The 20353-nt window shown below is 65.0% G+C and carries 11 protein-coding genes and 1 pseudogene; 6 read left to right on the plus strand and 6 right to left on the minus strand.

Annotated features, from left to right (window positions below; all coding sequences use genetic code 11):
- Positions 1 to 155 precede the first annotated feature (155 nt).
- Both ACVWZ8_RS15710 and ACVWZ8_RS15715 read right to left on the minus strand, forming a co-directional pair.
- Positions 156 to 473 carry a hypothetical protein gene (locus ACVWZ8_RS15710; protein ID WP_456505119.1) on the minus strand — a complete coding sequence of 106 codons (318 nt, stop codon included), beginning with the start codon at positions 471 to 473 and terminating at the stop codon, positions 156 to 158.
- Between the two features lie 69 nt (positions 474 to 542).
- A complete protein-coding gene (locus tag ACVWZ8_RS15715; protein ID WP_456505120.1) occupies positions 543 to 1130 on the minus strand; it encodes a YdcF family protein in 588 nt (195 codons plus the stop codon).
- A 210-nt stretch (positions 1131 to 1340) separates the two neighbouring features.
- On the opposite strand from ACVWZ8_RS15715, the gene ACVWZ8_RS15720 reads away from it, so the two are divergent.
- On the plus strand, positions 1341 to 4292 hold the full coding sequence (locus tag ACVWZ8_RS15720) for a hypothetical protein (protein ID WP_456505121.1): 2952 nt from the start codon (positions 1341 to 1343) through the stop codon (positions 4290 to 4292).
- 467 nt (positions 4293 to 4759) lie between these two features.
- Here ACVWZ8_RS15720 and ACVWZ8_RS15725 read toward each other — a convergent pair whose 3' ends face one another.
- Complete coding sequence (locus ACVWZ8_RS15725; RefSeq protein WP_456505122.1) at positions 4760 to 5257, minus strand: hypothetical protein; 498 nt, start codon at positions 5255 to 5257, stop codon at positions 4760 to 4762.
- 33 nt (positions 5258 to 5290) lie between these two features.
- On the opposite strand from ACVWZ8_RS15725, the gene ACVWZ8_RS15730 reads away from it, so the two are divergent.
- Genes ACVWZ8_RS15730 through ACVWZ8_RS15745 form a run of 4 tightly spaced genes read left to right on the plus strand, consistent with a single transcriptional unit; the run spans position 5291 to position 10875 of the window.
- Positions 5291 to 6511 (plus strand): glycosyltransferase family protein, encoded by a 1221-nt coding sequence (locus ACVWZ8_RS15730; protein WP_456505123.1) that lies wholly within the window; start codon positions 5291 to 5293, stop codon positions 6509 to 6511.
- Positions 6512 to 6525: 14 nt separating this feature from the next.
- The gene (wecC, locus tag ACVWZ8_RS15735) at positions 6526 to 7779 is read left to right on the plus strand and encodes a UDP-N-acetyl-D-mannosamine dehydrogenase (RefSeq protein WP_456505124.1); all 1254 of its coding nucleotides are present in this window, start codon (positions 6526 to 6528) and stop codon (positions 7777 to 7779) included.
- A 20-nt stretch (positions 7780 to 7799) separates the two neighbouring features.
- Positions 7800 to 8684, plus strand: coding sequence for a hypothetical protein (locus ACVWZ8_RS15740; RefSeq protein WP_456505125.1), 885 nt, complete (start codon positions 7800 to 7802; stop codon positions 8682 to 8684).
- 37 nt (positions 8685 to 8721) lie between these two features.
- Entirely contained in the window at positions 8722 to 10875 is a 2154-nt protein-coding gene (locus ACVWZ8_RS15745; RefSeq protein WP_456505126.1) for a glycosyltransferase, read from the plus strand.
- Positions 10876 to 10968: 93 nt separating this feature from the next.
- Here the strand turns inward: ACVWZ8_RS15745 and ACVWZ8_RS15750 are convergent, their stop codons facing one another.
- Positions 10969 to 13002, minus strand: coding sequence for a discoidin domain-containing protein (locus ACVWZ8_RS15750; RefSeq protein ID WP_456505127.1), 2034 nt, complete (start codon positions 13000 to 13002; stop codon positions 10969 to 10971).
- A 339-nt stretch (positions 13003 to 13341) separates the two neighbouring features.
- Between ACVWZ8_RS15750 and ACVWZ8_RS15755 the strand changes: the two are divergent.
- Positions 13342 to 13611 (plus strand): annotated as a pseudogene (locus ACVWZ8_RS15755) (transposase); the annotation flags it as partial.
- Positions 13612 to 13642: 31 nt separating this feature from the next.
- Here the strand turns inward: ACVWZ8_RS15755 and ACVWZ8_RS15760 are convergent.
- Positions 13643 to 16084: a discoidin domain-containing protein gene (locus tag ACVWZ8_RS15760; protein WP_456505128.1), complete on the minus strand. Its 2442-nt coding sequence runs from the start codon at positions 16082 to 16084 to the stop codon at positions 13643 to 13645.
- A gap of 687 nt (positions 16085 to 16771) precedes the next feature.
- Positions 16772 to 20110 (minus strand): discoidin domain-containing protein, encoded by a 3339-nt coding sequence (locus tag ACVWZ8_RS15765; RefSeq protein ID WP_456505129.1) that lies wholly within the window; start codon positions 20108 to 20110, stop codon positions 16772 to 16774.
- Between the last annotated feature and the right edge of the window lie 243 nt (positions 20111 to 20353).

Here is a 20353-nt window from a genome sequence, read left to right on the forward strand (position 1 = left end):
CGGCGAGCCGTGGCATCACTCAAGATCACCTCGGAACCGTCTGCACGGGCCAAAGGGAGCTTCCCCCGGGGTCAAGCATAACGGTTGAGCAACGCGGGCCCCAAAGCCGCAGGTCACCGGGCGTTAATGCCGTGTTAGCTTCGGCGCCGGCCTGTTCAGCCCAGCAGCAGCAGCGCGATGACCAAGGCCGGGACGGCGACGATAACCACTATGACGGCCACCAACGCCGTGAGGCGTTTGCGGCTGTACGTCACTTCCGCGTCGTCCGTGTCCAGATCGGCGGCGCGCTTGGCCGTCGTGGGGCGCTTGGCGGTCGTGGGGCGCTCAGCGGCCGGCGGGTGCTCTGGGACCCGTGGAAGCGGCCGTGCGCCGGGGACCAGAAGCCAGTCCGGGATGTCCCCGTGAAGTCGGCGGCGGCGCAGGTGCCGCGGGGCGGCGACCAGCGGGGGAGCGCCGTAGGCAGGGTTTTCCAAGGTCTCGTCCTCCTCGCCCCAATGGAACATAAATCAGGCTGACGGGTTCAACCTGATGATCATCAATTGTTACATTGCAGCCGACTGATCCACGCATTCCGGCCGTAGAGACGCGTCGATGAGGCCCCCGGTTTCGATGACAAAACGCCGCAACCACTGGCCTGGGTCGAGATCCGGGTGCGAGGCAACCATCTGTACGTCCGCCGTCGTGCACTGGCCTATCAGCCGTCCGGCGCGGGTCACATGGTAGCTGGAGGTGACCACGGTGACGGACTTCCAGCCGTTGAGCGCCACGATCCGGGAAATCGCCCGCGCTTCGCCCCGGGTGTCCAGATCCGGTGGCCGGAAGCAGACCAGCGATGGGTTGGGGAATGCGACCGAGCGGCAGACGGCGTCGGCCGCCCTGTTGCCGAAGGTGTCCGTGGAGGAAAGTACCAGGACGGGGATGCCGAGGTCCTGCTGGAGGCGCTGCGCCGCGGGCAATCGTTCCGAGGCGGCGCCCCCGAGCATGATGACGGCATCCGTGCGGTGCACGGTCAACGGATCGGTGTTGACGAAGAGCTGCACGGCGACGATCAGCCACAGCAGGAAGCCCCCGGCGGTGAAGGCAAGCGCCCTGCGGGTTGCGGTAGTCACCGCGGGGACGGAAGGAAGCACGGGTCAGAGTCTTTCACGCGCGGTTGACTGGGCGAAATGGTGGGAAATTCCTGCGCCAAAACTGACAAAGAAAATGGCGCGGCGCCCTTGTGGAGGAAGTGACGAAAGTGTGTGGGGTGACAGATGTGATTTGACGCTTATGCTATAGGCACCCACGTAGGTCTCACCAACAGGTCTCAACCTTTAGGTCTCACCCTTAAGCGAGCAATCTTGCGAAAACTGAACGTAGCGGCAACCGTCATTGCCGCCGTGATGCTGGCAGCCGCGCTGCCACCGGCAGCCTCCGCCGCGACGCAGATTGATGCGGGAGTAGCGGTGGCCGTGCCCTCGGTCACGGAGCCTTCGCCCACACCACACGTGGACGACTTTGTCCGGCCGGAGCCGCCTGCCGGCAGGGCCAAATCCGAGTACACCTACGTGAGTGCACCGCTCGCTGGGACCATGAAAACCACATTGTTGACGGTCCAGCTGGCCGACAAGTCGGCAGCGGCAACCGACGATGCCGTGCCCATGGACGCAGCAAAGGCGTCCATCAGCGCCGCCAAGGGCTACTGGCGGAGTGCGACATCAGGCAGGGTGGACATTTCCCTGGTCGAGACCAGGACCCGCCACAAATCGGCGGCCCGGTCCAGCCAGTCGCCCGGCGAAATCGCCGACATCGTCACGGCCGAGCTGGGCTGGAAACAGAACCCGTACACCGCGCTGGTGATGTTCATTCCCGGGGCCTACCTGAACAACGGCGCCGCGGGTATGACCTACAGCAACGGCAACATCGGCGGCCGGATCGTGATGCCGCAGAACAGCAGGCTCACCACCCCCGTGCTGACCCATGAGTTCGGCCACGCCCTCGGCATGGACCACGCGAACAGCCTCCAGTGCGGCAGCGGGGCAGCCGACGTGGGCTCCGGACCCTTCGCCGGATTCGCCGACTCCACCTGCACCATCAGGCCCTACGGTGACAACCTGGACCTGATGGGCATCTCGCACTGGGACCTCATGCCGGTCATCAGCGCCAGCTTCTGGGAAATGGGACGGTTCGGGAACGGCGACGAAATCGCCAACCTCGGCACCATTTCCTCGCCCCGCAACGTCACCCTCAAGCCCTGGGCGGGTTCCGGAGCGAACCGGGCCGCAAAGTTCACGGATCCGAAGTCCGGTGAGGTCTACTATCTGGAGCTGCGGGCCCCGGCGGGCTACGACGCCGGGATCGCCACAGGCGGAAACCGCGGCGTGAAAATCACGCAACAGGGCGGCGGCAATTCCTCCATCCTGCTGCCGCCGAACACCCGTCCCTTCGCCGGCTACTACAGCAACACACAGGCGTGGCAGGAAGGCCAGACCTTCACGACGCACGCCGGAACAAAGGTCTCGATCGAATCGGTCAGCAACTCCGCCGCCACTCTGACAATCAGTCCGCCGGGCGCTCCCGCGACGGGTTCCTTTGACCGCGCAAACCCCTCCGTCACGTCCTCCGGCGCCTACTTGAAGGTGGACGGCTGGGCCGTGGACCCGTCCAAAAGCTCCGCCTCCACCCAGGCCCACGTCTATGTCACAGCCCCGAACGGGACGCAGACGGGCTACGCGCTGACGGCGGACGAGGCCCGTCCGGACGTCAACTCGGCCCTGGGCATCAGCGGAAACCACGGCTTCCGGAGCTCCATCGCCGTCAAGGCGGCGGGCACCTACCAGGCGTGCGCCTATGCCATCGGCGCCGCCGGCAACACCGCGCTGGGCTGCCGCAAGGCGACCTTCACCGGCACGCCGGCCGCGGAAGGCTTTCTGGACTCGGTGAGCACGGAGATGGAATCAGGCCAGCCCAAGCTCAAGCTCCGCGGCTGGGCCGTCGACCGCGGCACTCCCGCGGCATCGATCCCCGTCCACGTCTACGTGACCACTCCCGACGGCGTCACCACCGGACGGGCTTTCACCGCGGACCAGACCCGCACCGACGTCAACCGGGCCTTCGGCATCACGGGTCGCCATGGTTTCGCCGTTACCCTCCCGGCCACCCAGACCGGTGACTACAGGGTCTGCGCCTACGGCATTTCCGTCTCGGCCTTTGCCGCAGCGCCCAATTCCCCGCTTGGCTGCCAGACGGTCACGGCCGCCGCCGCCGATTATCCCCGCGGATACCTGGACTCAGCGGACTTCACGAACGCCAAACCGTCAGCGGCCCTCCGGGTGGCCGGCTGGTCCTACGACGTCGGTACGCCCGCAAAGTCGATCCCCATCCACCTCTACGTCACATCACCGGACGGCTCCACCAAGGTGGTGACAACCACGGCCAACCTGCCGAGGCCTGATGTCAACGCCGCCATGAGGATCAGCGGATCCCACGGCTACCGGACCAGCATCCCGGTGACTCAGACAGGGAACCACCGGGTCTGCGCCTACGGGATCGCGGTGACCGCCTTCACGAAGGGCAATGCGTTCCTCGGCTGCAAGGACATCCGGACGACGGCGGCCGCGGCCCCGGTCGGCTATGTGGATGACGCGCGCATCGATGCCAGCAACCCGTCCGCCGTCGTCCGGGTGTCCGGCTGGAGCCTCGAACAGGCGACGCCGTCGGCGTCGAACGATGTCCACGTCTACGTCACGGGCCCGGACGGCAAGAGCACCGGCTACGCCTTCACCGCCAACCAGGCCCGGGACGATGTCAACGCGGCGCTGTCCGTGTCCGGCCGCCATGGCTACAAGGTCAGCATCCCCATCACCCGGTCCGGCCAGTACCGCGTCTGCGCCTACGGTATCTGGGTGAGCCCCCTCAACGAGGGCAACACGTTGCTGGGCTGCAGGGACCTCACGGCGGCGGCAGCGTCTGCCCCGACGGGTTACCTGGACACCGTGAGCCTGACCGGCACGAGCACCAGCAGGTCCGTGACGGCCAGCGGCTGGACTGTGGATCCCAGCTTCCCGAGCCGGAGCGTGCCGGTCAACGTCAGCGTCAGGTTTCCGAACGGCACGTCGAAGACCTTCAAGTCCACCACGAACGTTGCCCGGCCGGACGTCAACGCTGCGCTGAGAATCAGCGGAATCCACGGTTACCGCACGGTTGTGCCGATCTCGAGCCGGGGAAAATACACCGTGTGTGCCTCCAGCCCGGGAATCACGGTGCTCACCACCGGCGTTTCCCAGCTCGGGTGCAAAGCCATCACCTATTGAGAACTGCAGCCGGGCAGGGCGGAGGTAACCGGCTCTCCGGGCGTCGTTAGTCCTGCGTTCACGTCGGACCGCCATTCTCTTTACCTGAGACCCCTACCTTCGATGAAGGTACAAAACGTGCCCAACTTCCTTTTGGCGGATTAGCCCGAGGGATCTCTGCGCTGCCGTGATGCAGTGGCCCTCGCCGCCACCACGCTTACTGCAGCACGAACGTTGAGGAGAACCGGGCAGTGCGTGCAGAATGCGACGTCGTACCGGATACGGCCGCACAGTCGCCGCAGGATCAGGGAGACGGGCGCCGGGAACTGCCGGGCGTCGTCGGCGGCATGCGAAAAGCCGTGTGGCATTTGAGATCCGGTGGCATGGCTCAGCTCCTGGAGTGGAGACGGCGGCAGAAGGCGGAACCGGGCATCCCTGTCCCGCAGGGCACCAAGGGTCCCTCAGCGGGGGAGCGTGCGGGCCGAGGATCAAACCGGCAGGTGCAGTTCGCGCCCTACGAATCCTCCCGGCTGGCACGGCGGCGCACGGATCTGAACGTCGGCGTGATTCTTGACGATTTCACGCGTACCGCTTTTTCGTTCGAATGGAATCTCCTCGAACTGCGCAGGGAGCTGTGGCGTGATCAGCTGGGGAAAAACCGGATCGATTTCTTGTTCGTGGAATCTGCCTGGAATGGAAATTCCGGATCCTGGCACGGTCAGCTCACGGGTGCCGCCGGCCCGGGCCTGGAGTTTATCCGGCTCCTGGAATGGTGCAGTGAGCACGGAATTCCGACCGTCTTCTGGAATAAGGAAGACCCGCCCCACTACGATGATTTCCTTCCGGCAGCCAGGTTGTTTGACCATGTCTTTACCAGTGATTCGGACCGCATTCCTGACTACGTGAGGGATTTGGGCCATGACAGGGTTGACACTCTTCCGTTTGCCGCGCAGCCAGCCATTCACAACCCCGTCCGGACGGGCCACGGACGGCACTCGCGGGGCGTGGCTTTCGCTGGGATGTATTTTGCCCATAAGTACCCCCAACGGCGCGCCCAGATGGACATGCTCCTGGGGGCGGCCATGACCGAAGGAATAACGGGCGGCGCCGAGCTGGACATATTCTCCCGCCAGCTGGGAGGTGCCACGAAGTACCAGTTCCCAGATCCGTTTGACAAGCATGTTGTGGGCTCATTGAGCTACGCCCAGATGCTGACCGCGTACCGGGCGTACAAGGCCTTTTTGAATGTCAATTCCGTGACCGGATCGCCCAGCATGTGTGCCCGCCGGATATTTGAGATCACGGCCTCGGGCACACCGGTGGTCTCGACGCCCAGCGCCGCGATACCGCGGTTCTTCGAAGACGATGAGGTCCTGGTTGCCGAAGCCAAGCCTGAGGCGGAGAACATGCTGCGGATGCTGACATCCAACGTGGAATTCAATGAACGGGTGGTCCATAAGGCCCAGCGCCGAATCTGGCGGGAGCACACCTACGCGCACCGGGCCGAGTCCATCGTCCGGGCGATCGCGCCGGAGCGATGCCTGCCGGTCGATCTTCCCCCGGTCAGCGCGTTTGTGAGCACCACCCGCCCGCAGCAGCTGAGCCGCATATTCCAGACCGCGGGGAGCCAGGACGGCGTGGACCTGGAGCTGGTTCTGCTGACCCACGGTTTTGTGGCCGCCGAGGGGCAGCTGGCGGATCTGGCCCACACCCATGGCGTGGCGAGGTACACAGTACTCGCCGCCCCGGACGCCCTGACCCTCGGGGAGTGCCTCAACCTGTGCGTAAAAGCATCGGCCGGGGCGGTCCTCACCAGGATGGACAACGGCGACTATTACGCGCCGAAGTACCTCGTTGATTTGCTGCATGCGCTGAGCTACTCCGGCGCGGATGTGGTGGGGAAACAGGCCCACTACCGGCATATCCGTTCCAGCCAGGCGACGGTGCTCCGCGCTGCGCACCATGAGCACCGGTTCAGCCGCCGTGTCATGGGACCAACCATCACCGCACGGCGGGAGCTCTTCGAGGCGCACCCCTTTGAGGCGCTGAGCCGAGGCGAGGACACCGCCTTCCTGGCAGCGGTGTCGGCGGCCAACGGCTCCATTTACTCAGCCGACAGGTTCAATTACTGCCAGGTTAGCCCCGGAGCGGGGCGCCCCTTGACCGCACCGGATGACGAACTCGCAGCGCGCGGCAATATCCAAATTTCCGGAAATCCACGTGAGCACATCACTCTTTGATTGGGGACAACAGATTGACAAAGATCCAGACCATCGCCGTGATCGGGCTCGGGTACATCGGGCTGCCCACGGCCGCAATCCTGGCGGCCAACGGGCTTGACGTGATCGGCGTCGACGTCAACCAGCGGACCGTGGACGCGGTGAACAACGGGCGCGTCCCGTTTGTAGAGCCAGATCTTGAGATCCACGTCGCCGGAGCCGTCAGCCACGGCCGGCTCAAGGCCACCACCGAGACGCCGGCTGCCGATGCGTACATTGTCGCCGTGCCAACGCCGTTCAGATCGGACAAAAGTGCTGACCTGAGCTACATCGAGGCAGCCGCACGCGGCATCGCACCCCTGCTGCAGGGCGGCGAACTGATCATCCTGGAATCGACGTCACCACCCGGGGCAACCCGCCACCTGGCGGAGTACATCATCTCGCTCCGGCCGGACTTGTCGCTGGACGGCGCCAACGGCAGGGCTGCGATCCTGCTGGCCCACTGCCCCGAGCGCGTGCTGCCCGGCAAAGTCATGATCGAGCTGGTCACCAACGACAGAATTGTTGGAGGCATCACCGGAGAAGCGGCCGAGCTCGCGAAGGAGCTTTATTCGGTGTTCTGCCAGGGGGAGATACTGGTCACCGACGACGTAACAGCGGAAATGGCCAAACTGGTGGAAAATGCCTACCGCGACGTCAATATTGCCTTCGCCAACGAACTTTCCGTCATCAGTGCAAAGCTGGACATCAACGTCTGGGAGCTGATCAGACTGGCAAATCACCACCCACGCGTCAACATCCTGCAGCCCGGGCCTGGTGTCGGCGGGCACTGCATCGCAGTGGATCCTTGGTTCATCGTGGCTGCAGCACCGGAAGAATCACGTTTGATCCGGACGGCACGGACCGTCAACGACCACAAGCCGCGCTGGGTCTTGCACCAGGTGCATGATGCGTTTGCCAAGCTGCCCGTGAATTCCGAGATCGCCGTCCTGGGACTTGCGTTCAAGGCAAATATTGACGACCTTCGTGAGTCGCCCGCTGTTGAAATAGCCCAAGCCATTGCCGATTCGATGCCAGCCACGCAGATCAACGTCGCCGAGTCCCACATCGATGAGCTGCCCCCGCGCCTTCGGGGCCGGGACAACGTCCGGCTGGTGAACCTGGAGGAAGCCGTGAGCCGGTCCTCACTGGTGGTTGTGCTTGTTGACCATGACGCCGTCCGTGCTCTGCCCCCTGAGGCCCTTGCAGGGAAGCTCCTCGTCGATACCAGAGGGGTCTTCAGCTCATGATCCGCCGGTTCCTTGAGAGTATGCGCACAGCCGTCAAGAGTCGGGGCGTCATCGCGATGGCCCTCTGCGGGATCGCCGCGCTACTGGCCGGATCCCTCTACTTTTCAGTCGGGCATCCGGCGTTCGCGGTTCTGTCCCTCGGGTTGTTCACCCTCATGGCGGTGACGGCCCAATCGCAACTGGTCAGTATGCGGTGGGTCCAGGAAACCGAAGCCAAGAAGTCCCGCTCGCGCTTCCGCGAACTCCGTGACATGTTGGGCGGAATTTCCAAGTCGGTTCAACAGATTCCGGAAACGAGAGTGGCCACAGCGTCGGCGAAGCCGCCCGCGTCTCCCGGGACCGGTTCATCGTCCGGACCGGCTCCATCGTCCGGGGGAGCAATCGGCCGGCTGGCGGCCGCTGCAACGGACGACCGGCAGCGTCAGTCCAGAATTCTTGGCTATCTCGGGGTGCCTCCGACTGCGCCGTGGGGCGGACGGGTCATTTACTCCATCCTCGGCAGGGACCTGTCCCGGTACTTGGGCGATGCGCACGCGCTGGAAGCTCTGCGTCCGAGCACCATAGCCGCCCAGATCGCGAACGGGAGTGGATCCGCGCTGATCGTCGACGACACCGCATTTGCGTCGGGAATCTGGTTCGGAGCCGATTCCGCGGCGGGGACCGTGCTGGCGAACGAAATCCTCCAGGCACTGGCTGAATGCCGGTCCCAGGGAGTGCCCGTCTATTTTGTGAGAACGCGGCGAGCGGCCGAGATTTACACCAGGGATTTAGAGGCTGCATCGGATGTTGTGTTTTCGGATCGTTCGTCCATGGACGAGTGGACCGAAGACTACAAATTTGGCCTGCTCAATTCGCTGGAAACTTTTGTCAAGATGAAAAAAGAGGCACTCATTGGCTCGCACTGACACAATTCGCACTGACACAACTCGCACTGACACAACCGTGTCCGCGCGGACCGTCCTCCTGTACGGAGACGTTGACCTGAACATCATCGACGGTTCAGCCGTCTGGCTTGTCTCCATGGCCGAAGCGTTGTCACTGACGGGCTCCGAGGTCTGCGTACTGCTCAAGACCGCGGTCACCAACACGCGGCTCCTGGAACGGATTGCCGGCCTGCGTGGCGTGGAAATCGTGCAGCCAGACGCAACCGAGGACGTTGAGGCACTGAAGCCTCGAAATGCAGCCCAGCGCATGGCCCAACTCGACGCCGAGAGGCCGTTCGACGTCGTGATCGCCCGCGGCACCCAGGTAGCGGCGCACGTCGCAAATTCCAAAGTCCTTGGTCCCAAATCGTGGCTTTACATCACCGACATCGCACATCCCAGCTCCCGACTTTCTGAAGGCGATCTCGCGATGCTCCGACGGACCGTCGGACAATGCCGGCGATTCTTCGTGCAGACTGAGGCCGCACGCTCGTACGTTGAGGCGACGATTCCCGAAGCTGCCGGTAAGACACTTGTCCTCACGCCGATGGTGCCCGATGAATACTTTGATCTGCGGGGAAGCTACCCGAGCAGCGGAACGCAATTGAGCGCCGTCTATTCCGGTAAGTTCGCCAAGAAGTGGCGCACTCTTGAGATGTGCTCACTCCCGGCTGCGGCCGAGGAGAACGATCTTCCGCTGGCGTTGACAATGATCGGCGACAAATTCCAGCATGACCCCCAGGACCCCGCATGGTCGGTCACGATGGAGGATGCCATGGCCTTGCCGTACATCGACTGGACGGGAGGGATGTCGCGTGATGAGGCGGCAAAGGAGGTCAGCCGGCACGATGTCGGGTTGAGCTGGCGTGATGCAAGCATGGACGCCAGTCTCGAAATTTCGACCAAGGTGCTCGAATACGCTGCCCTGGGGGTACCGCCCATGGTGAACCGAAATGCCCAGCATCTTGAGCTCTTCGGCGCCGATTACCCGCTGTATGTCGACGACGATTCGACGGAGGGCGTTGTAAACACCCTTCTGGATGCCAGGGAAACCCTGGCAGAGGTGAAAGAGGACGTAAGTTCGCGGGTCCGGCACTATTCGATTTCATCCTCCGCAGGCCGGCTGAAAGCCTACTTCGAGCGGTCCGAGGGCGACTACGTCCGCAGTCCTCGCTCCAAGCACAAGACCAGGGTGCTGATTGCCGGTCACGACCTTAAGTTCGCAGGCGAGCTCGTTTCCGTCCTCGAAATGAGGGACGACATCGAACTTGCTTTCGACCACTGGAAAACACTGCATCACCATGATGCCAAGGAGTCCGAGCGGCTCAGGGACTGGGCTGATGTCATCATTTGTGAGTGGTGTGGACCCAACGCAGTGTGGTACTCGAATAACAAACGGCAGCGACAGAAGCTCATTGTGCGTCTTCACATGTTCGAGCTCAACGGTCCCTGGCTGACGAATGTGGCCGCTGAAAACATTGACGCCCTCATCTGCGTGTCGCAGCTGTTCGTGGAGCGCACCCTCGAAAGTACGGGTTGGACCAGCACTCCGTTCCGGGTCATTCCGAATGCAATTGACCTGGCGGACCTCCGCAGGCCCAAAGCAGCGGATCACAGATTCCGGCTGGGCCTCGTGGGCATTGTTCCGATGCGCAAGCGCCTGGACAGGGCACTGGACTTGCTGGAGGAATTACTGGACGAAGACTCCAGGTACACCCTGCACATACGGGGAAGAATGCCCTGGGAGTATCCGTACGAGTGGAAGAAGCCGCTTCAGAGGGAGGCGTACCTAGAAATCCTGGACCGGATCGGACAGTCCCCGGCGCTGCGGGACGCCGTGGTCTTCGAACCGTTCGGCCCGGATATGGCCAGCTGGATGCGCAAGATCGGATACATTCTCTCGCCCAGCTCGGACGAAAGCTTCCACCTTGCCCCCGCCGAGGGAATGGCATCAGGTTCCATACCGCTGTTCTGGCAAAGGCCCGGCGTGGATCAAATATTCAGCAAACGCTGGACCCGCGAGACCACGTCCCAGGTTCGAGAGTTCGTCTCCGCGCTCAACAGCTCTCCGGAAGCGCATGAGGAGGAGTCCCTGGCGGCGGCCGAATACGTCCGGCGGTTCGATATGCGAGCCACCGGCGAACAGTGGCTGGAGGAGATCTTTCGGAGCTGAACTCACGGCTCACCCGTCCGGTCCATGCGGAGGGTCAAGTGACAAAGTGACCGTCCGCATCAGCCAATGGGTTGATGCGGACGGTCGTCGTCATCACTTGATGTTGATCGTCGAGGCGACGCTGGGCACCCCGTTGGCGTCCATTGCGAAGAGCATGTAGGTGCCCGGCACCAGCACGCCGCGGTCCGCCGGCAATTTCAGCGACGCGGTGTTGCCCGACACCGATGTTGCGGTCAGCGGGATCCGCCGCTGGTCGGTGTTGACGGTGTGGGTCACCGTGCTCATCCGCATCAGGGAAAACTTGGTGACCGGCGATTTGGTGGTCACCGAAATTGTGCTGCCGGCCGCGGCGGTTGCCGGTGCGGTCACAATCGCCGGCCGGGTGCGGGCACTGCCGTCGGCGTTCAGCAGGTACGGCGGCGTGAAAATCTCGCCGTCCAGATGGTTGGTCGTACAGGTGTTGCACAGCCCGCCACCGCCGACGAAGACCTTGCCATCGGGAAGCAGCAGGCCGACGCTGTGATACGTCCGGGGGATGGCCATCGGGGCCAGCGTGGTCCACTTTCCGGTTGCCGGGTTCCAGATTTCCGGGGCCATCCTGGCGCCGGTGTCCGTGAACTGAACCGGGGTGGCCTGACCGCCGACCACCAGCACCTGGCCATCGGGCAGCGCGACCCCGTTCGCGTACGACCGGGTCACGGCCATGTCTGCGGTGCGGGTAACCTTTACCCCGTTGTTGATGTCGATCGTGTAGGCCCGCGCCGTAGCCGGGATGCTATTGTAGGCGGTCGACCCGCCCACGGTGAGGATCTTTCCGACGTCGTACATCACGGCGTCGCCGTTCATCGCGTCCGGGCTATCGGAGCGCAGACCGGCCGAGGTGATGCTGCCGTTGCCGGTGGTGGAGATCCAGTTCATCTGGCGGCTCGGCCCGGCGTGGAACACCCGGCCACCGGGGGCGGCAAACAACCAGGGGTGATTGTCGGAAGTGAAGCCGCCACGGGGATCATCGGTCAGGATGTTGTCCACCAGGACATTCGGCAGCTTTCGCCAGCCGCCGGCGGCGGACCACACCTCGCCGTTCTTGTTGCCGATACCGCCGGACCACGACCCGCCGATGGTGAACACCTCGCCGGTGGAGGTGGTCACGTTGCTGTGGTAGCCGCGGGCGATCTTCATGTCCGGCCCCGGGCTCCAGGTGTTCGTCGCAGGGTTGTACAGGCTGGTTTTCGTGCTGCTGCTGCCGCCGCTGACCATGATCCTGCCATCCGGTAGCAGCGAGGTCCCGGGGCAGAACATGTCGTGACCGGTGTTGGACACCTGGGTCTGGCTCACCTTGCCGGTGGTGAGGTCCAGGATGGACGTCTGGGTGTAGCCCCTGTTGCCACCGAAAGCGGTGGGGGAATAGGCGGACCAGGTCAGCAGCTTGTTGCCGGGCAATAGCGCCGCCGCGACCGGGACGATCGGGAAGCTGATCGTCGGACCCCAGGACCCCTGCGACGGGCCGAGGAGATTGATCTCGGCGGCGCTGCTCCACGGACCGCGGTTGCCGGCCTCGGTGGTCGCGGTCAGCCGGACGTACCGGGCGCTGACCGCGGCGAAGTTCACCGTCTTCTCCGCACTCGTGTCCGGCCAGGCACCGCTGGCGACCACGCTCCAGGTGAGTCCGTTCGTGCTGACTCCGATCGAGTATTTGCCGACCCGCCCGTTCGTTCCCGCAGAACGCGGGAGGTAGCGGAAACCTGAGATGCTTCGCGTGGCCTTGGTGTCGATCGTGATGGAGTGCGGCAGCGGCGCGGCCGGCGCCGGGGACCACCTGCTGTGCCACATGGTGGCCGCACTGCCGTCGAGAACATTTCCCGCGCGGCCGTTTGTGCGGGTGACTTCTTCATCGCTGGCCGAAGCCGTCCACCCGGTCCGTGGCAATGAAGCCGGAAGCGCCTCCGTCGCGGCGGCCGGCAGAACCGCGGGGATGTGCAGGTGTGGTCCGGCCACGCCCGCGGAGTCTTGCAGAGCCACCTCCCTCGCGGCGGCCGGCAGCGCCGCCGAGTGCACGTGCTGTCCGGTCGCGCCCGAGGAGGCTTGCGGAGCCACCGCCACGTATCCCATGATCAGCAGTACTGTCACCAGAAGTGTGGACGCGCGGAGAATTCCAACACGCGGCGCCCCCAGGACCACTGGCCCCCGCGTTCCGCCGCGGCCAGCCCGATGCCTGCCGGCCGTTGGCCCCAAAATGAGGGATTGAATCAGTGTGGTGTGGGGCCGCCGGTAGGAATCACGCGGGTGCCCATGACTAGAGTGCCTCCCAAGGGACCGGGTCACGGAGAGGGGGATCGGTGCTACGTAACGATCCATCTGCGCCTCCTGGCGGCACTGGTCTGAGGGGACACGACTGACGCTAGGCCGGGCAGCATGGAAAAACCTTGGGCGGCAGAAGTGGATCCCAGATCGTCCCGGACACGCCTGGGGCGGATTCCGGCCAACGCCACACTCAAGGAACGCATGGCGAGGAAACTCAAAACCAAGAGGGGCCGGGCCGTCTACGCGCGGCGCAAGGCGATCGCTGAACCGGTCTTCGGGCAGATCCATACCCGCCAGCGAAAACACGTGCTCCTGCGTGGGCTCGAGCAAGCCGTCCGTGAATTGGGGCTCCTGGCGGGATGCCACAACCTGCTCATACCGCTGTTCTGGCAAAGGCCAGGCCCGGCGTGGATCAAATATTCAGCAAACGCTTGACCCGCGAAACCACGGCCCAGGTTCAAGAGTTTCACTTGATCATGATCGTCGAGGCGACGCTGGGCACCCCGTTGGCGTCCATGGCGAAGAGCATATACGTGCCCGGCACCAGCACGCCGCGGTCCGCCGGCAACGTCAGCGACGCGGTGTTGCCCGACACCGAGGTCGCGGTCAGCGGGATCCGCCGCTGGTCGGTGTTGACGGTGTGGGTCACGGTGCTCATCCGCATCAGGGAGAAGTTGGTGACGGGCGCTCCGGTGGTCACGTTAATGGTGCTGCCGGCCGCGGCGGTGGCCGGTGCGGTCACAATCGCTGGCCGGGTGCGTGCACTGCCGTCAGCGTTCAGCAGGTAGGGCGGGGTGAAAATCTCGCCGTCCAGATGGTTGGTCGTACAGGTGTTGCACAGCCCGCCACCGCCGACGAAGACCCGGCCATCGGGAAGCAGCAGGCCGACGCTGTGATATGTCCGGGGGATGGCCATCGGGGCCAGCGTGGTCCACTTTCCGGTTGCCGGGTTCCAGATTTCCGGGGCCATCCTGGCGCCGGTGTCCGTGAACTGAACCGGGGTGGCCTGACCGCCGACCACGAGCACCTGGCCATCGGGCAGCGCGACCCCGTTCGCGTACGACCGGGTGACGGCCATGTCTGCGGTCCGGGCCACTTTGACCGCGTTATTGATGTCGATCGTGTACGCCCGCGCCGTAGCCGGGATGCTATTGTAGGCGGTCGACCCGCCCACGGTGAGGATCTTTCCGACGTCGTACATCACGGCGTCGCCGTTCATCGCGTCCGAGCTGTCAGCCCGGAGTCCGGCCGAGGTGATGCTGCCTTGGCCGGTGGTGGAGATCCAGTTCATCTGGCGGCTCGGCCCGGCGTGGAACACCCGGCCACCGGGGGCGGCAAACAACCAGGGGTGATTGTCGGAAGTGAAGCCGCCACGGGGATCATCGGTCAGGATGTTGTCCACCAGGACATTCGGCAGCTTTCGCCAGCCGCCGGCGGCGGACCACACCTCGCCGTTCTTGTTGCCGATACCGCCGGACCACGACCCGCCGATGGTGAACACCTCGCCGGTGGAGGTGGTCACGTTGCTGTGGTAGCCGCGGGCGATCTTCATGTCCGGCCCCGGGCTCCAGGTGTTCGTCGCAGGGTTGTACAGGCTGGTTTTCGTGCTGCTGCTGCCGCCGCTGACCATGATCCTGCCATCCGGTAGCAGCGAGGTCCCGGGGCAGAACATGTCGTGACCGGTGTTGGACACCTGGGTCTGGCTCACCTTGCCGGTGGTGAGGTCCAGGATGGACGTCTGGGTGTAGCCCCTGTTGCCACCGAAAGCGGTGGGGGAATAGGCGGACCAGGTCAGCAGCTTGTTGCCGGGCAATAGCGCCGCCGCGACCGGGACGATCGGGAAGCTGATCGTCGGACCCCAGGACCCCTGCGACGGGCCGAGGAGATTGATCTCGGCGGCGCTGCTCCACGGACCGCGGTTGCCGGCCTCGGTGGTCGCGGTCAGCCGGACGTACCGGGCGCTGACCGCGGCGAAGTTCACCGTCTTCTCCGCACTCGTGTCCGGCCAGGCACCGCTGGCGACCACGCTCCAGGTGAGTCCGTTCGTGCTGACTCCGATCGAGTATTTGCCGACCCGCCCGTTCGTTCCCTCAGAACGCGGGAGGTAGCGGAAACCTGAGATGCTGCGCGTGGCCTTGGTGTCGATCGTGATGGAGTGCGGCAGCGGCGCGGCCGGCGCCGGGTACCACCGGCTGTGCCACATGGTGGCCGCACTGCCGTCGAGAACATTTCCCGCGCGGCCGTTTGTGCGGGTGACTTCTTCATCGCTGGCCGAAGCCGTCCACCCAGTCCGGGACAGCACGCCGGTAGGGGGTGCGAATTGCCCGGCGAGCAGGTTGATCTCGGCGGCACTGCTCCACGGACCGCGGTTGCCGGCCTCAGTGGTCGCGATCAGCCGGACGTACCGTGCGCTGACCGCAGTGAAGGTCACCGTCTTCTCCGCACTGCTGTCCGCCCAGGTCCCGTGAGCCACCGGGGCACTCCAGGTGGTGCCGTTGGTGCTCACCAGGATCTCGAAGCTGCCGACCCGCCCGTTCGCGAGGTCAGTACGCGGGAGATAGCGCAGCCCCGAGATGCTTCGTGTCGCCTTGGTGTCGATCGTGATGCTGTGCGGCAGCGGTGCCGCCGGCGCCGGGTACCACCTGCTGTGCCACATCGTGGCAGCATTGCCGTCAAGCACATTGGCGGCGCGGCCGTTCGTGCGGGTAACCTCTTCATCGCTGGCCGTAGCCGTCCACCCGGTCCGCGGCAATGCAGCCGGAGCCGCCTCCATCGCGGCAGCCGGCAGAACCGCATTGTGAATGTGCGAACCGGCCGCGCCCGCGGAGTCGTAGGTAACCGACCCCGCGTGCAGGTGCGACCCGGCAGCACTCGAGGAATCGTGCGGAGCCGAGACCCCCTCTCTCACGATAACCAGGAGTACGACCAGAAAAGTGGACGAGAGACGAAATCCCATAGGCCGCCCCACCAGGAACGCTGCACCCGGCGGCCTGCTGCGGCCAGCCCGGTGCCTGCCACCGGCCGGCACCGCGAGGAGGGAGATCAGCGAAGTGCGGCGCGGCCGGAAAGTATCAGGGGCGAAGGCCAGCGATGCTTGTCGCGTTCCAGCGGGAGTACTTGCGGCAGATGCCAGGGACCGGCCAGCATGCGGACGCCTATGACGAGCGCTGCTGCCGGGCGCCCTGCCCACGGGGAAGCGACCAGATGTGCTATCCATCTGCGCCTCCTTGCGGCACGAGTACCCTGTAATTGGAGACGCTAGCCAGAGCAGCATGGGAAAACCTGCGGGCGGCGGCGTAGACGCTGAGATTGCGCGCAGTGACGCGGTTATTGGTCGGAGGGGCATCCCGGGAGGAACGCGCGGACCCAATCCCGCCCACAAACAAAAGACCCCGGAATCACGAGGATTCCGGGGGTCTTAGTTGGTAGCGGTGGGGAGGCTCGATCTCCCGACCTCACGATTAGCTGGTGGCAGCTTTCGTCATCATCCGTGCTTTGCTGATGGTCCGGGAATCTCGGGACAAAATGCGTGTTGGCGCACGTTTGCTGTTCCATCACTTATCATCGAACAGCTCGCGTCGTAGGCGCTGTCACGTCATTTCGGGGGGCCGGCGATGTAGTAGCCGGAGACGTCGGCGATGAAGTGGGTCGTTCCCGAGGAGCGGTTGAAGAGCGTGACCTTCCCGTCCGCACCTACGGGAACGGTCACCGAGTTCGGGACAGTCTGGCCCGTGGCGAAGTTCAAGTTGGAAGCGTTCGGGCGCGCAGTGCCGGCGTAAGCGGCAGCGAAGCCGAAGGACCGGGGCTCGGTCACAGTGAGGTTGAACGTCACGGCCGAGACCTTCGCCGGGATCCCGTTCGCCCCGCCGACCTGGAAGGACACCGTCGAGTCAGCACCGACCGCGGCGCGGCTGCGGGTATCCAACGCCCGGAACGGTGCTGTGGGCTTGAACGCACCAGCCACGGTCGGGGTGCCCGCAATGTAATAACCGGAGACGTCGGCGATGAAGTGTGTGGTACCCGAGGAGCGGTTGAAGAGCGTGACCTTCCCGTCCGCACCTACGGGAACGGTCACCGAGTTCGGGACAGTCTGGCCCGTGGCGAAGTTCAAGTTGGAGGCGTTCGGGCGCGCAGCGCCGGAGGCGTAGGCGGCGGCGAAGCCGAAGGACCGGGGCTCGGTCACGGTGAGGTTGAACGTCACGGCCGAGACATTCGCCGGGATCCCGTTCGCCCCGCCGACCTGGAAGGACACCGACGAGTCAGCACCGACCGCGGCGCGGCTGCGGGTGTCCAACGCCCGGAACGGTGCTGTGGGCTTGAACGCACCAGCCGCCGTCGGGGTGCCCGCAATGTAATAACCGGAGACGTCGGCGATGAAGTGGGTGGTGCCTGAGGAGCGGTTGAAGAGCGTGACCTTCCCGTCCGCACCTACGGGAACGGTCACCGAGTTCGGGACAGTCTGGCCCCTGGCGAAGTTCAAGTTGGAAGCGTTCGGGCGCGCAGCGCCGGAGGCATACGCGGCGGCGAAGCCGAAGGACCGGGGCTCGGTCACAGTGAGGTTGAACGTCACGGCAGAGACATTCGCCGGGATCCCGCTCACGCCGCCGACCTGGAAGGACACCGACGAGTCAGCACCGACCGGGGCACCTTTACGGGTATCCAACGCCCGGAACGGCGTTATTGGAATTTGTGTCCCTGGTTCAGTCGCAGAACCTGCCGTAGAACCTCCCGAAGAACCTCCCGAAGAACCTGCCGAAACGGTGATCCTGATCGTCGAGGCGACGCTGGGCACCCCGTTGGCGTCCATTGCGAAAAGCATATAGGTGCCCGGCACCAGCACGCCGCTGTCCGCCGGCAACGTCAGCGACGCGGTGTTGCCCGACACCGAAGTTGCGGTCAGCGGGATCCGCCGCTGGTCGGTGTTCACGGTGTGGGTCACGGTGCTCATCCGCATCAGGGAGAAGTTGGTGACGGGCGCTTTGGTTGTCACCGCGATCGTGCTGCCGGTCGCGGCGGTGGCCGGTGCGGTCACAATCGCCGGCCGGGTGCGGGCACTCCCGTCGGCGTTCAGCAGGTAGGGAGGGGTGAAAATTTCGCCGTCCAGATGGTTGGTGGTACAGGTGTTGCACAGCCCGCCACCGCCGACGAAGACCTTGCCATCGGGAAGCAGCATGCCGATGCTGTGATACGTCCGGGGGATGGCCATCGGGGCCAGCGTGGTCCACTTTCCGGTGGCCGGGTTCCAGATTTCCGGGGCCATCCTGGCGGCTGTGTCCGTGAACGGAACCGGGGTGGCCTGACCGCCGACCACGAGCACCTGGCCATCGGGCAGTGCGACTCCGCTCGCGAACGACCGGGTCACTCCCATGTCTGCGGTCCGGGCCACCTTGACCCCGTTGTTGATGTCGATGGTGTACGCCCGCGCCGTAGCCGGGGTATTGGAGTAGGCGGTCGACCCGCCCACGGTGAGGATCTTTCCGACGTCGTACATCACGGCGTCGCCGTTCATCGCGTCTTGGCTATCTGCGCGCGGACCGGCCGAGGTGATGCTGCCCTTGCCGGTGGTGGAGATCCAGTTCATCTGGCGGCTCGGGCCCGCCTGGAACACGCGGCCACCGCTGGCGGCAAACAACCAGGCGTGATTGTCGGCACGGTACTCGCCGCGGGGATCGGCGGTCAGGATCTTGTCGACCAGCACGTTCGGCAGCGTTCGCCAGCCGCCGGCGGCGGACCACACCTCGCCGTTCTTGTTGCCGGTACCGCCGGACCACGACCCGCCGATGGTGAACACCTCACCGGTGGAGGTGGTCACGTTGCTCTGGTAGCCGCGGGCGATCTTCATGTCCGGCCCCGGGCTCCAGGTGTTCGTCGCAGGGTTGTACAGGCTGGTTTTCGTGCTGCTGGCGCCGCCGCTGACCATAATCCTGCCGTCCGGTAGCAGCGAGGTCCCGGGGCAGAACATGTCGTGACCGGTGTTGGACACCCGGGTCTGGCTCACCTTGCCGGTGGTGAGGTCCAGGATGGACGTCTGGGTGTAGCCCCTGTTGCCACCGAAAGCGGTGGGGGAATAGGCGGACCAGGTCAGCAGCTTGTTGCCGGGCAATAGCGCCGCTGCGACCGGGACGATCGGGAAATTGATCGTGGGACCCCAGGACCCCCGCGACGGGCCGACGAGCTCGGCGGCAGCGGGTGCGGTTTGCCCGGCGAGCAGGTTGATCTCGGCGGCAGCGGGTGCGGTTTGCCCGGCGAGCAGGTTGATCTCGGCGGCAGCGGGTGCGGTTTGCCCGGCGAGCAGGTTGATCTCGGTGGTAGGGGGTGCGGTTTGCCCGGCGACCAGGTTTATCTCGGCGGCGCTGCTCCACGGACCGCGGTCGCCGGCCTCAGCGGTTGCGATCAGCCGGACGTACCGTGCGCTGACCGCGGTGAAGGTCACCGTCTTCTCCGCACTGCTGTCCGCCCAGGTCCCCTGAGCCACCGGGGCACTCCAGGTGGTGCCATCGGTGCTCACCAGGATCTCGAAGCTGCCGACCCGCCCGTTCGCGGTGGTGGAACGCGGGAGATAGCGGAACCCCGAGATGCTTTGCGTCGCCTTAGTGTCGATCGTGATGGTGTGCGGCAACGGGCCGGCAGGAGCGGTCCACTTGCTGTGCCAGAAGGTGGCGGCGTCCCCGTCGAGCACATTGCTGGCGCGGCCGTTCTGGCCGGAGATCTCCTCGTCGCTGGACGAAGCCGTCCACCCGGTCCGTGGCATTGGAGCCGGAAGTGCCTCCGTCGCGGCAGCCGGCAGCACCTCGGGGACGTGCAGGTGCGGTCCGGCCACGCCTGCGGAGTCTTGCGGAGCCGGCAGCGCCGCCGAGTGAACGTGCGATCCGGCCGCGCCCGAGTAGGTTTGCGGAGCCGTCGCCACGTACCCCATGATCAGCAGGACTGTCACCAGAAGCGCGGACGCGCGGAGAATTCCAACACGCGGCGCCCCCAGGATCACTGGCCCCCGCGTTCCGCCGCGGCCAGCCCGATGCCTGCCGGCCGTCGGCCCCAAGATGAGGGATTGAATCAGTGTGGTGCGGGGCCGCAGGAAAGAAGCACGCGGGCGCCCCTGGCTAGAGTGCCTCGCAAGGGACCTGGTCGCGGGGAGGAGGATAGGTGCTGTTCTGCGATCCATCTGCGCCTCCTGGCG

This window comes from Arthrobacter sp. UYCu723 (assembly GCF_054059215.1).